At 59.9% G+C, this 15,174-nt stretch carries 13 protein-coding genes; 9 read left to right on the top strand and 4 right to left on the bottom strand.

Translation table 11 applies throughout. The annotated features are described in order from the left end of the window. Positions 1-4 precede the first annotated feature (4 nt). The 3 genes from MOP44_RS19595 to MOP44_RS19585 all read right to left on the bottom strand — a co-directional run bounded on the left by MOP44_RS19595 (position 5) and on the right by MOP44_RS19585 (position 1,731). On the bottom strand, positions 5-340 hold the full coding sequence (locus MOP44_RS19595) for a helix-turn-helix domain-containing protein (RefSeq protein ID WP_260791953.1): 336 nt from the start codon (positions 338-340) through the stop codon (positions 5-7). Continuing rightward, positions 321-698 carry a type II toxin-antitoxin system RelE/ParE family toxin gene (locus MOP44_RS19590; RefSeq protein ID WP_260791951.1) on the bottom strand — a complete coding sequence of 126 codons (378 nt, stop codon included), beginning with the start codon at positions 696-698 and terminating at the stop codon, positions 321-323. Before MOP44_RS19590 ends, MOP44_RS19595 begins: the two co-directional genes overlap by 20 nt. Before the next feature lie 70 nt (positions 699-768). Further along, positions 769-1,731 (bottom strand): YihY/virulence factor BrkB family protein, encoded by a 963-nt coding sequence (locus MOP44_RS19585; RefSeq protein ID WP_260791949.1) that lies wholly within the window; start codon positions 1,729-1,731, stop codon positions 769-771. A gap of 322 nt (positions 1,732-2,053) precedes the next feature. Here MOP44_RS19585 and MOP44_RS19580 point away from each other — a divergent pair, with 322 nt between their 5' ends. After that, a complete protein-coding gene (locus MOP44_RS19580; RefSeq protein WP_260791948.1) occupies positions 2,054-2,260 on the top strand; it encodes a cold-shock protein in 207 nt (68 codons plus the stop codon). 59 nt (positions 2,261-2,319) lie between these two features. On the opposite strand, the gene queG is transcribed toward MOP44_RS19580, so the two are convergent. Continuing rightward, positions 2,320-3,504 carry a tRNA epoxyqueuosine(34) reductase QueG gene (gene queG / locus MOP44_RS19575; RefSeq protein WP_260791946.1) on the bottom strand — a complete coding sequence of 395 codons (1,185 nt, stop codon included), beginning with the start codon at positions 3,502-3,504 and terminating at the stop codon, positions 2,320-2,322. Between the two features lie 336 nt (positions 3,505-3,840). Between queG and MOP44_RS19570 the strand changes: the two genes are divergently transcribed. From MOP44_RS19570 to ppdK, 8 genes are all read left to right on the top strand, one after another. Next, a complete protein-coding gene (locus tag MOP44_RS19570; RefSeq protein WP_260791941.1) occupies positions 3,841-4,200 on the top strand; it encodes an STAS domain-containing protein in 360 nt (119 codons plus the stop codon). 269 nt (positions 4,201-4,469) lie between these two features. Further along, positions 4,470-5,450, top strand: coding sequence for a hypothetical protein (locus MOP44_RS19565; RefSeq protein WP_260791940.1), 981 nt, complete (start codon positions 4,470-4,472; stop codon positions 5,448-5,450). A 117-nt stretch (positions 5,451-5,567) separates the two neighbouring features. Next, on the top strand, positions 5,568-5,951 hold the full coding sequence (locus MOP44_RS19560) for a BlaI/MecI/CopY family transcriptional regulator (RefSeq protein WP_260791938.1): 384 nt from the start codon (positions 5,568-5,570) through the stop codon (positions 5,949-5,951). Between the two features lie 2 nt (positions 5,952-5,953). Continuing rightward, positions 5,954-7,786: a M56 family metallopeptidase gene (locus tag MOP44_RS19555; protein ID WP_260791937.1), complete on the top strand. Its 1,833-nt coding sequence runs from the start codon at positions 5,954-5,956 to the stop codon at positions 7,784-7,786. Between the two features lie 136 nt (positions 7,787-7,922). After that, positions 7,923-8,348 (top strand): GntR family transcriptional regulator, encoded by a 426-nt coding sequence (locus MOP44_RS19550; RefSeq protein ID WP_260791935.1) that lies wholly within the window; start codon positions 7,923-7,925, stop codon positions 8,346-8,348. Positions 8,349-8,351: 3 nt separating this feature from the next. After that, a complete protein-coding gene (locus tag MOP44_RS19545) occupies positions 8,352-9,293 on the top strand; it encodes an ABC transporter ATP-binding protein (protein ID WP_260791932.1) in 942 nt (313 codons plus the stop codon). Next, positions 9,290-10,894, top strand: coding sequence for a hypothetical protein (locus MOP44_RS19540; RefSeq protein WP_260791931.1), 1,605 nt, complete (start codon positions 9,290-9,292; stop codon positions 10,892-10,894). The genes MOP44_RS19545 and MOP44_RS19540 overlap by 4 nt, the downstream gene beginning before the upstream one ends. A gap of 492 nt (positions 10,895-11,386) precedes the next feature. Further along, the gene (ppdK, locus tag MOP44_RS19535; RefSeq protein WP_260791930.1) at positions 11,387-14,137 is read left to right on the top strand and encodes a pyruvate, phosphate dikinase; all 2,751 of its coding nucleotides are present in this window, start codon (positions 11,387-11,389) and stop codon (positions 14,135-14,137) included. Positions 14,138-15,174: the final 1,037 nt, after the last annotated feature.

Below are 15,174 nucleotides of genomic sequence, written 5' to 3'. Positions count from 1 at the left end.
ACGATCAAGCGACCTTGAGTTTGCGGGTACCCGGTACCCGCTCCCCCGCAGTCACCTTGATCTCAATGTTGTAGCCAATGCGGTTCAGACATTCCATCAACTTGTGTTCCGACAGGTTGCTGAAATCCCCCCGCATCAGGCCGGATATCTTGGCCTGCGAGATGCCCATCCGCGCAGCCGCTTCCTGCTGGGTCAGGCCAAGGCGGCGCACTGCCCGCGTGATTTCGATCGCGAGACCAGATTTGATCTTCAGCCGCTCGGCATCATGCAGGGCAAGATCGGCAAAGACATTGCCGGAGCTGCGCTCGACCTCGGCGTTCTTATTGGCGTGCTTTGGCATGACGAATCTCCCTTGCAACGGCTTCGGCGACTTTCAGTCGCGAAGAAATAACATCCAATTCCTTCTTGGGCGTCGCAATCCCGCTCTTACTCTTCTTTTGAAAACAGTGCAACACGAAGACGGCTTCTGCGAACTTCACCGTGTAGACCGCGCGATATGTGCCGCCAACGCTGTCCTCAACGATCTCAAGTACGCCCGCGCCGCCGAATCCTTTCAACGGTTTTGCCGCCTCGTGCTGTTCGCCCAACTGGGCGAAATGGAGCGCATGGCCGAAGAACTTTCGAACGGGGACGGGCAGTTCCATTAGATCGCGCTTGCTGCTCCCGATCCAGTACAGCGGCTTTTCCGTGCTGTCCACTCGCGTCCTAATATACCTGAACAGGTATAGAGCCGCAACGGGCGGCTCGTCGGAACGAAAGATTAGGGGCTTACTTCGCCGTTCCTAATTGCTTCACGCTGTATTGCGCGCCGGCGAAGAGGATCAGCCCCGAGATATAGGCCCAGAAGAGGATGCCGACGCTGACATAGAACGGTCCGTACATCGACTTCAAGTCAAGGTGCGGCAGGACCAGCACGAAGATATAGCGAGACGCGAGCCAGATAAGTCCCACCACGATGGAAGCGCGCATGACTGGCCGCGGCGGCACCTTGCAGTTAGGCAGCAGCCAGTAAACGAAGAAGAAGAACACGATACATGCCGCGCCACTCGAAATCGCCATCCAGCCGGTGCTGATCGCATTGAACAGCCAGGGCAGGAATCCGCCGCCTTCTGTGTGATGGAAGAACAGGAAATCAAGAATGGCGCGCTGGCCCGCGCTCAGCACGATCGCCACCATACCCAATCCAACCATCAGAATCGCGAGGCCGAAGGCCACCACCTGGTTCATCAGGTAATTGCGGCTCTTCTTCACGCCCCATGCCTGGTTCAGCGCCACCTCGAGCGGCAGGAAGATACCGGTGCACGAGATAAGGATCATGATCAGCGAGAAGATCTGGATGCCGTGACTCGATGACAGTGCGGCAGCTATCTGGATGTTATTCGCGACCCAGTTACGCGGAGTGGTCGTGGCCGGCAGGAAGTAATCAACCATATCTCCGATGACGCCGATCATGGCCTGCGAATGAAATACACGCATAGCAAGCGTGTAGAGCAAAAGGATCAGGGGGATAAATGACAGGATTGCGTTGGCTGCCACGCTGAAGGCGAACGTGTGCACTTCGCTGTCGAGCAGGTAGCTGATGAGCGCTGCGCCTTCCTTGCGCAGCCGGTACCACTTGGGTATCTCTACGGAAACAGCGGCAGAGTCGACAACGGAGGGCGCGCAGTCCGGTCCTGCCGGGGCTTCTACAACTGGCTCCGCAACTGTACCGGGATCTGAGATAACGGCCACTGCATAACTCCTGGATTGGCTCCATGGATTTGAGCCTCCACGGCAGATCGAACATGCCGTCAGGCTTAGGAGGTTTTGTAATCAGGATAAACTTTCCGGCTATTTCGTGACTTCAAACTTCCTGTTGGGAAAGGAAAACACGCAATTTTATCCTTGCATATCAACCAATTTCCTGCCATAACTGAGGCACGGCGCGGCGGGGGTATCATGTTCGCGCCTATGGTCTTCCCTTAACGAGTCCAACGCATCCTGCCAGAAATTTTGCGGTTCCATGAGCAGGCCGGCAGTTTAGCTGTGCCTTACCCATAGAGGAGAAATGCGCATGAAGGAACAAGGTGTTGTGAAGTGGTTTAACGGGGCCAAGGGTTACGGGTTCATCCAGCGCTCCACCGGCGAGGACGTCTTCGTCCACTTCTCGGCGATTCAGGAGAAGGGCTACAAGACGCTCAATGAGGGCGAGAGCGTGGAATTCGAGTGCCAGCAGGGTCCCAAGGGCCTAAGCGCGGCAAACGTTCTCCGGGTTTCGTAGGAAGTGCGCGGGCGGCTTCCTCAGTCGCTCTGCTTGTGCAGCACGCCTGATTATTGCGGTCAGCGGTTTTCTGCGGTGCTTCCCCGAATCTCCAATTGACTTAGCGCCCACTCGGCGGCGGTGCGAATTCCTTCGTCCTCCGAGTGGGACCAGGCGCGCAGGCGCTCGATAAGGCGCGCGTCGCAATGGCCTGCCGCGAAGGCGTTGCCTATAGCGATGGCGACGTTGCGGCGCAGCCCGCCGTATTGCGCCCGGCGAACCGGCGAGCCGTTAAACGCGCGCTCAAAGGACTGCTCGTCCAGGTCGGCAAGCCATCCCAGCGCGGGATTCACGAGATTTTCACGTGCGGCGAGTTCCGGATCGGCGGCGACGGGGGCCTTGCGGTTCCATGGACACACGTCCTGGCAGATATCGCAGCCGAAGACCTGCCGTCCCATACCCTGCATCAGCTCCGGAGCGATCTCTCCCTTGTGCTCGATGGTGAGATAGGAGATGCACTTCGTCGCGTCCATCTGGTAAGGCGTGAAGAGCGCGTTGGTGGGGCAAGCCTCGATGCAGCGCGTGCATGATCCGCAGCGATCCGGCACGCTGAGCACAGTGCCTTCCGCCACGACGTCCAGCGACGTGATCAGTACTGATAGGAAGACGTAGGAACCGAGCTTCGGATGAATGAGGCAGGCGTTTTTTGCGGACCACCCCAGGCCTGCGGCTACCGCGAGTGACCGCTCCACCACTGGGCCGGTATCTACATAGGCGCGGGATTCGAATTCGCCATAGCGCTCTTGCAACTGCGATTCAAGGGCCTTCAATCGCTTGAGCAGAACCTTGTGATAATCGCTAGGCACGCGGCCGCGCTGCGGATCGATGCGGCTCGACCATGCGTAACGCGCAATCCAAGCTGCATTGGGGGATGTGGGGTCGGTCGATTTGGGCTGATCGCTGTTGTAATTCGCGAGGCACACAATCGCGGAACGTGCCCATTCAAACGGAGTGGAAACGCGCGCGCGGACCAGTTCACCTTCGGGGTTCGTACGCTTGAGATACTGCATCGTTCCGGCGCGGCCAGCATCAACCCAATCAGAGAATCTCCGCGCATCGCGCACATCGTGGGCATGGGGCAGTGCGACGACGCCGGCTTTACTGAAACCGCTGTTAACCGCAAGCGCTCTTATCTCGTCTGTATTGATAGAAGGCCCTGAGGAGGAACCTGGACCGTCATTCGAAATTGTCTCTTTCGAATTCATGGAACCGGGTCGCCTCCGTCATCGTAATAGTCCACAGCATGTTCGATTGCGAACACCGAATGCGCATTCGAACAGGGGTCAGCAAACGGGGATTCGCTGTAGTTTCAATATCCCCTCTGCTTTCAGCATATTCCGTCGCCGGACCTTTGGCCCGCGGCATGCAATATCAATGGCCAACACAGCCTGACCAGGCAGACGCACACGCAATTCCTGGGGGCATATCGCGAAGCCGATGCGTTCAAGTCGACGCGACAACAAAGGAGCGGCGACCTTTCGGGAAATCGAGCGGTACGCAGTGACCCAAGGAATTGCCGAAGGGCTGTGAGGGAGGAAAGAATGAATACGATCATGAGCCAGAACAACGGATCTCTTGTGAGCGCGCCTGCCGACTTCCATGAACTCGTGCGCGGGAATGAGGATCGGCTGATGGCGCTGTTAACGCCCGTGGTACGCGAGCGGAACGCTGTGCTCGACCTTAGTGAAGTGCGCCGCATTGATGCGGCCGGCATTGCGGCGCTCATCTCCATCTATGGCAGCGCGCGCACCGCGGGACACAGCTTCCGCGTGTGCAATGTGACTCCGCACGTTGCGGAGATTCTCGGACTCGTGGGGCTGGACCACATCCTCGTAACGCAGGATGCCGTCCAGATCCCGCCGCCTGCCATGCAACCCTGCGTGGAGTGCCCAGCCGCGTAATGCGATTGCCTCGTGCTTAAATCCGCATAGAGCAAGCGCATAGATTTATTTCAGCCGGGCACTTCGGCTTCCCTTCCCCAGAAATCAATCGAACAACTTAATACAGGTTCCCTTCTCTGCCCGCGCACTAGCTGCCCGCGGGTACCTCTGCGACACTGGTGACGTAGCAGAAGGGACCTGGCTCCGTGGAACACCAGTTGTGCTCGAGGCTTTTCAGCGGGAGAACCCATCGCATCCTCATCGTTCTCTTTGTGTTCCTGCTCTGTTTGATGGCTGCGAATCCTCTGCATGCAAACGACAAACCGCTGTCCACTCCGGCGCAGGATAGTGACCGTGATGGGCTTTCAGATTCACTTGAGGCTGCGCTTCTGGCGCGCTTCTCTCCCGTCTTTATGGTGAGCAGAACGGACTGCTCTGTGATGCCGGCGCGGTTTGTGCGGCAGATAACCAAGCCTACGGTGATGGAAGACGATGGCACCATCTATGGCCAGGCCTTCCCTCGCAAAGATCGCCCGGGAGAGGTTGAGCTGCATTACTACCATTTGTGGCGCAAAGACTGCGGCGAGCTCGGCCATGCTCTGGACGCGGAACACGTCTCCGCTCTCATTCACCTTGACGGGGATGCAGATTCAGCGAAGGCTCTCTACTGGTATGCCGCCGCACATGAGGACACGGTCTGCGATGCGAGCCATCTGGCGCGCGCCAAGAGTGTCGCTGCGGAAGATCACGGAGCCACGGTGTGGATCTCTTCCGGAAAACATGGCTCGTTTCTCTCCAAAGAGCTTTGTGCGCACGGCTGCGGCGGCGATCGTTGCGAAGAGGTGGAGCCCGTGAAGACCCGAGCCATCGTCAATGTCGGCGAGATTGGCGCGCCAATGAATGGGAGCGACTGGCTGCTTTCGCCCGAGTGGCCTCTCAAGGACAAACTGGGCCGGTCCGATTTCAGCGACGCCAGACTCGCGCGAGCGGATCGCTTGAGGGAGTCCTATGCGGTGTGGGCAAATCCGTCGAAGCGCCCGGCGCAGGCCGCCATCCTGGGAGTCAACGCCGGCCTGGGCGGCGCGGCAACGGGAGCGCAAGCTACCGACTCCGCTCTCGGCGTCGCCGACGACAACACAGGCGCTGCGCTTGGAACAGCCGCCGGAAAGACCGGGAACGCCCTCAGCCGGTCAAGCCGGAATGTCTGGAACGCCCTCAAGAAGAGTACGCAAAAGACCGGCGAGTTTCTGAAGCAGGACAACAAGCAGTGAACTAATTCACTGGGCTCGCGCAAGTCGGTTCAAGCCGATTTTGGGCTGGTGACAAATTTACTGTTGACTCGTCTCAAACACGTGTAGTAGATTCGCATACACATGTAGGAGGGGCGAGTGACCCAGACCCGGCTGTCCAAACTTGAGTTCGCCATTATGAATGTTCTGTGGGAGCGCGGAGAGTGCTCCATCCGCGACATTCAAGAAGGCATTCCCGGAAAGAAGAAGCCCGCATACACCACCATTCAGACCACCGTGTATCGCATGGAAGCGAAGGATGCGGTACGCCGGGTGCGCAAGGTGGGCAACTTCCATCTGTTTGCGGCGACGCTGTCGCGCGCGTCCGCGCAGCGCCGCGTGATTGACGATCTGCTCGCGTTTTTTGGCGGCAAGACACAGCCCGTTATGGCGCACCTCATCGAGTCAGGCAAGTTGACGATGGACGATGTGCGTGAAGCGGAGCGCGCGCTTGAAGAGATGCAGAAGAAGGAGAAGCCATGACCATGTCTGATCCCTCTGCCGTGGCCCGGCTTGCGGCCGATCATTTGTGGCAATCGACGCTGGTTGCCGGCGTCGCTGTCGGTCTGGCGTGGTCGTTGCGCAAGAGCGAAGCGCGGTTCCGTCATGCGACGTGGATGCTTGCCTCGCTCAAGTTTCTGGTGCCGTTTGCGCTGCTGGAGCAGATCGGCCAGCGGATCGCAACGCGCCGCGTGTTCGAGGCGCCGTCGAGCGCCGTAGTCACGACGGTCATGGATATTGGCAAGCCATTCTCAGGTCTGCCTGCCGCGACTGCTCAGCACGCAGCTGCGGCCGGTCATTTCCCGTGGCTGCTCTGCATTGTGCTTCTGTGGGCTGCGGGCGCAGTTGCAGTGGTGCTTACGTGGCTGGTCCGCATGGCGCGTGTGCGCCGGCTGGTGAAGCTGGCAGTGCCGCAGCATGAGGGCCGCGAAGTCGAGATGCTGCGCGCGACCGAGAGCATTGTCGGCCTCCGGCGGCCGCTGCCGCTGCTGCTCTCGAAGGACTGCATGGAGCCGGGAGTTTTCGGAATCTTCCGCCCCGTGCTGCTGTGGCCTGAAGGCATTTCAGCGCATCTGGACGATGCGCAGGTCTCTGCGATTGTGGCGCACGAGGTATGGCACGTGCGCCGCCGCGACAATCTTCTCGCGCTTCTGCACATGTGTGTGGAAGCTGCGTTCTGGTTCCATCCCCTGGTGTGGTGGATGGGAGCGCGCCTGCTCGAAGAGCGGGAGCGCTCCTGTGACGAAGCCGTGCTGCAGATCGGAAACGAGCCGGCACAATATGCGGACGCGATTCTCAAAGCCTGCCGTTTTTGCGTGGAATCTCCACTTACTTGTGTGTCAGGAGTCTCGGGATCCGATCTGAAAAGAAGGATGGTGCAAATCATGAATGCAGCTACAATCCCCCTCAGCCGCAGCCGCAAGATGCTCCTGGCAGGAGTGGCCGTCGCAGCCGTTGCATGCCCGATCGCACTGGGCCTGCTGAATCCCAGTGTTGTGAAGGCCGATGAAGCGCAGCAGTTCTCTGCGCTGAAGTTCGATTCCGTCTCGCTCACACCTACGCAGGGCGACAACAGCAACACCTTTTTCATGTTGCACGACAAAGAGTTCGTCTCAAAAAGCATCACCTTGAAGAGCCTGATCGCTACTGCATACGGAGTGAGACCCGACCGTATAGTCGGCGGCCCAGACTGGATCAACACGCAGCGGTTCGACTTTGAAGCGCGCTGGACTCCCACTGCCGAAACCACATCGGAGATTCCGCCACCCGGTGCGCCCCCTGCTCCAGCCCACACCATGTCTAAGGTGATGTTTGCTACCGCAGGCCCCGGTCACGCACCCGGAGCAACCCAGATTCCCGCTCCCGCCGCGCTCCAGGCCATGTTGCGGAATTTCCTTGTCGAACGCGTCGGCCTCAGGGTCCGCGGCGATTCCGCAGTCCTTCCGGTCTACGAACTGGTGGTAGCCAACGGAGGCTCTAAGCTCACCCCCACGCGCGATCCAGAGCCCTCCAACGTAACGCACGTGGAGATGAAGGCCCGAGTGGAAGACCGCGTGCAAGATAACCAGCACTCCTACTCCATCATCAATGGGGTGCCGCAAGTGTTGTGTGACAGCCTCTCACGGCAACTGGGCCATGAAGTCGTCGACAAGACCGGGCTGACCGGCCGCTACGACTTCGAACTTTCCTTCTCATCCGCCGCCGATCCCGGCCAGTTGGCCTCCACGCTGCGCGATCAGTATGGCCTGGACCTTCAGTCAACACAGCAGGCCGTGAAGGTCTTTGCTGTCGATAGCGTCGAGATGCCGCAGAACTAATCAACCCTTCCGGCCCGGTCCTCTGCGGCAAACCCGAGGGACCGGGCCGCTCTTTTCTCCCCGCCTAAACGGTAGCCAGCGGATCCAGCCTAAAAAAAATCTTGCGTCGCGGTGTACTATGCGTCATAGTACACATGTGATTCCGTTCCGAGTTCAATTTCGCGCCGGCGCGTCCATCTTCGAGCAGGTGGTTTACGCCGCGAAGAAAGCCCTGATCTCCGGCCAGCTATTCCCCGGCGACGCATTTCCTTCCGTCCGCGCCCTCAGCAAAGAACTCAAGATCAATCCCAATACTGCGCACAAGATTGTCGCCTCGCTGATCAACGAGGGCCTGCTCGAAACGCGCCCCGGCATCGGCACGGTCGTCGCTTCCCTCCCCGACTCCACACGCAAGCAGCGCACCGCCTTGCTCGGCCAGGAAATGGAAGAGCTGGTGGTAGAGGCCAAGCGTCTCGGCATCGAGCTGGACGAAATGCTCGCCTCGTTCGCAAAACACTGGAACCGCCTCAGCCCCGACACCGCCCAAATGTCCCCCAAGTCCGTTACCAAGGGAGCCGAATAGCCCATGAACGCCGTGATTCACACGCACGCTCTCGCCCGGAACTTCGGCCGCACGGTCGCACTCGCCGGCGTTGACCTTGATGTACCCGAGGGCGCTATCTACGCGCTTGTGGGCGCGAACGGGGCCGGCAAGACCACGCTGATTAAAGTGCTGATGAACATCTTTCAGCCCTCCAGCGGATCGGCCACTGTGCTCGGGGTCGACTCACGCCTCATCGCCGGTAAGCACTTTACGAAGATCGGGTATGTCTCGGAAAACCAGGAGATGCCCGAGTGGATGACGGTCCGCGGGCTCCTCGACTACTACCGCAACTTCTACCCTGAGTGGGACACAGCGCTCGAGCAGCAGCTCATTCGCCAGTTCAACCTGCCGCTCGACCGCAAGCTCAAGCACATGTCGCGCGGCCAGCGCATGAAGGCTGCCTTCGCTTCGTCGCTCGCCTACCGGCCTTCTCTGATCGTCCTTGACGAGCCCCTCTCCGGCCTGGACCCACTGGTGCGCGACGAGCTTATCGATGGCCTGCTGGAGCGAGCACCTGAGACGACAGTATTTCTCTCCTCGCACGACCTCGCGGAGATCGAAGGCTTCTCGAGCCATGTGGGCTATCTCGAAAATGGCCGCCTGCTCTTCTCCGAAGAGATGACCTCCCTCACCGCCCGGTTCCGCGAAGTGACGGTCACGCTTGCCGAGCCTGTGCCGCGACCATTCCCTGTTCCGCCGCACTGGCTCCAATGCGAAAGCGTGGACCGCGTGCTGCGCTTCGTGCACAGCCGCTATGAGCCCGCCGCGGCACAGCAGGAACTGGCGGCCATGTTCCCCGGCGCGCGCGATATCGCCGTCGAGCCTATGAGCCTGCGGGCCATCTTTCTGGCTGTCGCTAAGTCCGGCCGCGCCCAGCCGGTACCTGTCGCCGTTGCAGCCGAACCCCGGGAGCTGAACGTATGAAGCAGATCGTCGCTATCTTCCGCAAAGATGTCCGCCACTTGTGTCCGGAGATTCTCGTCTCACTGGCTTTGCAGTCCGCGCTTATCATCCTGTATCCGCGGCAATGGGCTCATGCCGACTTCCACCACGAGGTGGTCAGCTATTCGTTCATGGCACTGGCCGCTTCCCCAGACCTCTTCACCAGCCTGCTCATCCTGCTTATACCCATCAGCTGGTGGGTGCTGGTGGCGCGGCTTGTCCATGAGGAGCGACTCGTTGGCAACACGCAGTTCTGGGTCACGCGGCCTTATCAGTGGCCGCTGCTGCTCGGCGCCAAGGCTCTATTTGTTGGGGCGTTTGTGTATCTGCCCTTCGTGATCATCCAATGCATCCTGTTGCGCGTGGCGGGCTTCAATCCACTCGCGCACGTGCCGGGGCTCCTATTTAATGCAGTCCTGCTGACCGGATTGCTGGTGCTGCCGCTGATGGCGCTTTCCGTGCTCACCAGCAATTTGGCGCGCATGACCCTGATCATCCTGGGGTTTGTGGTTTATGTCGCGGGCCTCGTCACCGCCTCGAATCTCATACCCCGGCTCGCCAGCTCACCCAGCCTCGTTACTGGCTTCGTGAGCTTTGTTGTTGCGATCTGCGGAGCCGCCGCTGTCATCGTGGTCCAGTACGCCCGCCGCCGCACGCGGACTGCCTGGATCGTTGCCGCGGCCACCGTTTTGCTCCTCGGGTCCACCGCGTTTTACGACGCCGATCAGCCGTTCATGAACGGCCACTATCCAGCCGCCAGCCAAAATGCGGCCCCGCTCGCGCAGATCACCTACGGCTCCGACTCCATGCACAAACCCTTTTCGCACGAAACGAGCAACAAGGGAATTGTGGAAGTTGCCCTGCCCGTTCATGTCGACGGCGTCGCCTCCGGATCGGTGCTGATCCCGACCGCGCGGAAGGTCACGCTGGACCGTGCGGACGGGGTGCGCTGGGAATCGCCATGGCAGCAAATGGGCGGAGAAAAACTCGTTCCGGGCCTGACAGACATAGTCTTGCGCCTTGCCATGCCCCGTGCGATTTTCGACCAGTTCCGTAACGGCCCCGTAGCTCTTCATCTGACGCTTGCCATCGATCAGGGGCGCGCGATCCGCACCAGCACGATCGCGCTTCCTGCAGCCAGGTTCGAGGTGCCCGGGTTCGGGATATGCACCCCTGAGACCGGCTGGGACGGCGAACCGATCACGGTTGGGATAGGGTGTCTCGCCCCCATGCGCCAGCCGGACCTCACCTACATCACGGCAGTCTGGCACGACAAGTGTCTGACTTCCGACTCCGCCGAGCGAGGGCCCATTTCCGGCTACGGCTGGACGGGGGCGCTCGATCCAGCCCCGGCAGCGTTCAGCCTTACCGGCGTGTGGAGCATTCCCATAGACCTAACCAATTCGTTTACGGTTTCGAACCAGAATGACGATAGACGCGTCCACATGCGGCAGCTCTGCCCTGGCACGCCGATCACCTTCACCACCTACGCGCTGGCAACCCGCACGCGCCTGGAACTCTCGGTTCCAGATTTCCGTCTGCCGGCAATTGCCAACGCGAGTGTCGCGATCCAGCCGATCTGATCCGCGCGGGCACAAGCCCGCCGCCGCATTTGCATTTGACATCTTTGGAAGTCGGGTGGTCAGATGCTCAGGTTGGATCTCACCATGCGGTTCGCACTTCGTAATCCGGCGCGGGTTTCGTGTCTCGCTTTGCGCGAAACGCCTGAAATCGTCTCATATGACGAGTTTCGGGGCTGGGTTTGTCTTGAAATGCGAAAAATTCCCACCCAAGGTACACACTTGACTCCCTTTGCAACAAGATTGTCTGTGACGATCAACACATTCAAGTGTTGACCCGGAGGACTATTTGTACTTGCGCAATCGCAGTACCCGCGAAACGTGTCTCGAATGACGGGTGATTCGCACGCGCCCAGCCGAAATCTAGTTCTTCCCGTTGCCGGCTGAGCTCAACGTCCCTTCATCCCTCATGCGTGCCGTTTTACGGCAACCCGGATCCAGGCGAGAACGGTCGCAAATGAATCCGGGCATCTCACGCACGGAGGCATCATCGCCATGACGCAGGGCGTGATGGAACAGCAGCTTGCCGACACAGCAAGCTCGACGTCAACTTCAGCAACCACCAAATACGTTTACTTCTTCGGCGGCGGCCAGGCAGATGGTAACGGTCGAATGAAGGACACGCTGGGCGGCAAGGGCGCCGGCCTGGCGGAGATGACAAACGCGGGCCTTCCTGTTCCCCCCGGATTCACCATCCAGACCGAGTCGTGCCGCGAGTACATGCGCGGGCAGCTCAACCCGCAGATGGATGCCGAGATGCACGCCGCCCTTGAGCGCCTGGAGCGCATGCAGGGCCAGAAGCTCGGCGCAGGCGACAACCCGCTGCTCGTCTCCGTGCGTTCCGGCGCAAAGTTCTCCATGCCGGGCATGATGGACACCATTCTTAACCTGGGCCTGAACGACAACGCCGTTGAAGCGCTCGCCAAACGCAGCAACAATCCGCGCTTTGCTTATGATTCCTATCGCCGCCTCATCCAGATGTTTGGTGACGTTGTCCTCGACATTCCCAAAAAGAAGTTCGAGCACATCTTCGACTCCGTCAAGGAGCGCGAGAAGGCGCACTACGACTACGAGCTGCAGCCCGCTGCTCTGAAAGACATCATCGCGGAATACAAGAAGCTGGTGAAGAAAGAGACCGGCAAGGAGTTTCCGCAGAATCCGCTGGAACAGCTTTCGGCCGCGCGTGACGCCGTGTTCCGCTCCTGGCAGAACGAACGCGCCAAGACGTATCGCCGCATCAACCACATCGATGACTGGCTTGGCACAGCGGTCAACGTGCAAGCCATGGTGTTCGGCAACCTGGGCGACAACTCCGGCACGGGGGTGGGCTTCACCCGCAATCCCGCCACCGGCGAGCGCATCTTCTTCGGCGAATACCTGATGAACGCGCAGGGCGAAGACGTCGTTTCGGGCGTTCGGACTCCCATGCCCATCAGCGAGCTCGAGAAGGCCATGCCCAAGGTCTACGACCAGCTCCGCACCATTACCTGGAAGATGGAAAAGCACTATCGCGATATGCAGGATTTCGAGTTCACCATCCAGGATGGCAAGCTCTATATGCTGCAGACCCGCAATGGCAAGCGCACCGGCCTCGCGGCCGTTCGCGTGGCCATTGACATGGTGCGCGAAGGACTCATCACGCAGGAAGAGGCTATCTTCCGCGTAGAACCGAACCAGCTCTATGACTTCCTTGTGCCTCGTCTCGATGAGAAGGGCGCCAAGGTTGAAGTGCTGGCCACCGGTCTTCCGGCGTCGCCGGGCGCGGCTGTCGGACAGATCGTGTTCACGGCTGAAGATGCTGTGAAGCACCATCACAAGGGCGATTACACCTCCATCATCCTGGTCCGCGGCGAAACAACGCCTGAGGATATCGGCGGCATGGAAGTAGCCTCCGGCATCCTCACCTCGCGCGGCGGCATGACCTCGCACGCTGCAGTCGTCACCCGCGGTATGGGCAAGTGCTGCGTAGCCGGCGCCGGCGAGTGCACGGTCGACGAGAACCGCAAGGAGCTCCGCGTGAAGGGCAAGACCTTCCGGCAGGGCGACTGGATCTCGCTGGACGGCACCACGGGCCGCGTCATCGAGGGCAAGCTGAAGACCATCCCGGCACAGCCTGATGATCCGGACCTCGTCCGTTTCATGGGCTGGGCTGACCCCGTCCGCAAGCTGCGCATCCGCGCCAATGCCGACGTTCCGCGCGACGCCAAGCAGGCCCGCCTGTTCGGTGCCGAGGGCATCGGACTGTGCCGCACGGAGCACATGTTCTTTGCGGAAGGCCGCATTGAGCACGTGCGCGCCATGATCCTGGCTCACACCGAGCAGGAGCGCCGCGCCGCCCTCAAGCACCTGCTGCCCATGCAGCGCCAGGATTTCATCGGGCTGTTCAAGTCGATGGAATCGCTGCCTGTGACTATCCGCCTGCTCGACCCGCCGCTGCATGAGTTCCTGCCGCAGCGCGAAGAGCTGCTGGTCGAAATCCAGCACCTTGAAGACACCAAGCCCCGCTCGCCCAAGCTGAAGGAGCTCCGCGTCCTTCTGGCTCGCGTGCAGGAGCTGCACGAAGTCAACCCCATGCTCGGACTGCGCGGCTGCCGCCTCGGCATCGCTTTCCCCGAGATCACCGAAATGCAGGCGCGGGCCATCCTCGAAGCGGCCGTCAACGTGAAGAACCACGGCGGCGATCCGCACCTCGAGATCATGATTCCGCTCATCGGCTCCATCGAAGAGATGCGCAACCAGTCCGCGGTTGTGAAGCGGATTGCCGCGCAGGTCTTCAAGGAGAAGGGCACCACGGTCGACTTCATGGTGGGTACCATGATCGAGCTGCCGCGCGCAGCCTTGACTGCCGATCAGATCGCCGAGGAAGCCGAGTTCTTCTCGTTCGGCACCAACGACCTGACGCAGACCACGTTCGGCATCTCGCGCGACGACATCAACCACTTCCTGCCCGCGTATCTCAAAGCCGGCATCTTCAAGCAGGATCCGTTCGCCACCCTCGACCAGGCTGGCGTTGGATCGCTGGTGAAGACCGCCGTTGCCAAGGGACGTAATACGCGTCCGACGCTGAAGGTCGGCATCTGCGGCGAACATGGCGGCGACCCTGAGTCCGTCAAGTTCTGCCACAAGATCGGGCTCAACTATGTATCGTGCTCGCCCTTCCGGTTGCTGACGGCAAGGCTTGCCGCAGCGCAGGCGGCACTCCAGGAGAAACAGACGGGGCCAGACGTGCACTCCGGCACCTGCTGATCAACTGGCCGCGAACAAAGCGAGGGCGCAGCTTTCGGGCTGCGCCCAACCTTTGTTTCGAAAGGGCACGACTTTATTCGCGCCGCTAAATCCCTTAAAGTGTGTCCGGCTGAGGCAGGTGGCCCGGTCATGAGGTCACCAGAAACCTGAGTGCCCCATTCATCCACTGCCTTATCGTGGATGAGTGGGAAACCACAAACCCCGCCCCGCCGCCCTCACCATCCCGCGCCGTAGGCGCAGCGATCGTTAGCCCCGCGTTTCAACTTGGGGAAATCTGTTCCATCAGGTGCACCAAGTCCCTGTGGGACCATACAAAAAGTCAACGACCCCGGTCTCCCCCCGACTCCACCTTTGGGTTCAAAGTCCCCAAGTGGTCTACCAGTTTGGCTAATAACACACTTGAAGCACGTCCCTAATCAGGGGACAATTGAGTCATGCCACATAATAAGGGCCTGGAGGCGAAACCGAATCGCCGGACGCGCCGCGCTGAGCGATTCTCCTCTCGGCAGGAGGCAGGTGGAATTACAAAGGCAGAAGCTGCGAATACTGCCACGTCACCAATGGACCGATGGCTCGGGTTGGGGTGTGCCGTCGTGGGAATAGTTGTCAGCTTTGCCCCGCACTCGCCTCTCACAATTATCGGGTGCCTGTCACTTGCCTACATTCTGTTGTGGCATCCCGGCTGGAACTGTTGACGTCTTTTCATCCCCACACCGGGCCTAAGAGCGTTACTGCTCCTCCTCCATGCGATACCTCTGGTTGCGTATGGCTATTGGTTATGGCCACTGATATCGATCAGCCCGAAGCAGATCACCATCCAATCTGGACAGGTGTTTCGATACAGGGTCAGTAATCAAACGAATCGGGACGCCTACAATGTGGCCACGCTGTTATACGTGGACCCCAAGGCAAAACTGGAAGACTTCTATTTGACCTCGGACTATCCGATATGGGTTATGAAATGCACTGACCTTCACGGAAGACTTGTTCTTTCGCCGCAGTTTGACGTACTTTTCGCAGGAGAGGAGCGGCGCTTT

Origin of the sequence: Occallatibacter riparius (assembly GCF_025264625.1) — a bacterium.
GTDB lineage: Bacteria > Acidobacteriota > Terriglobia > Terriglobales > Acidobacteriaceae > Telmatobacter > Telmatobacter riparius.
Note: the sequence above shows the minus strand (reverse complement) of the source record. Positions and strands in the feature narration are given on the sequence as shown.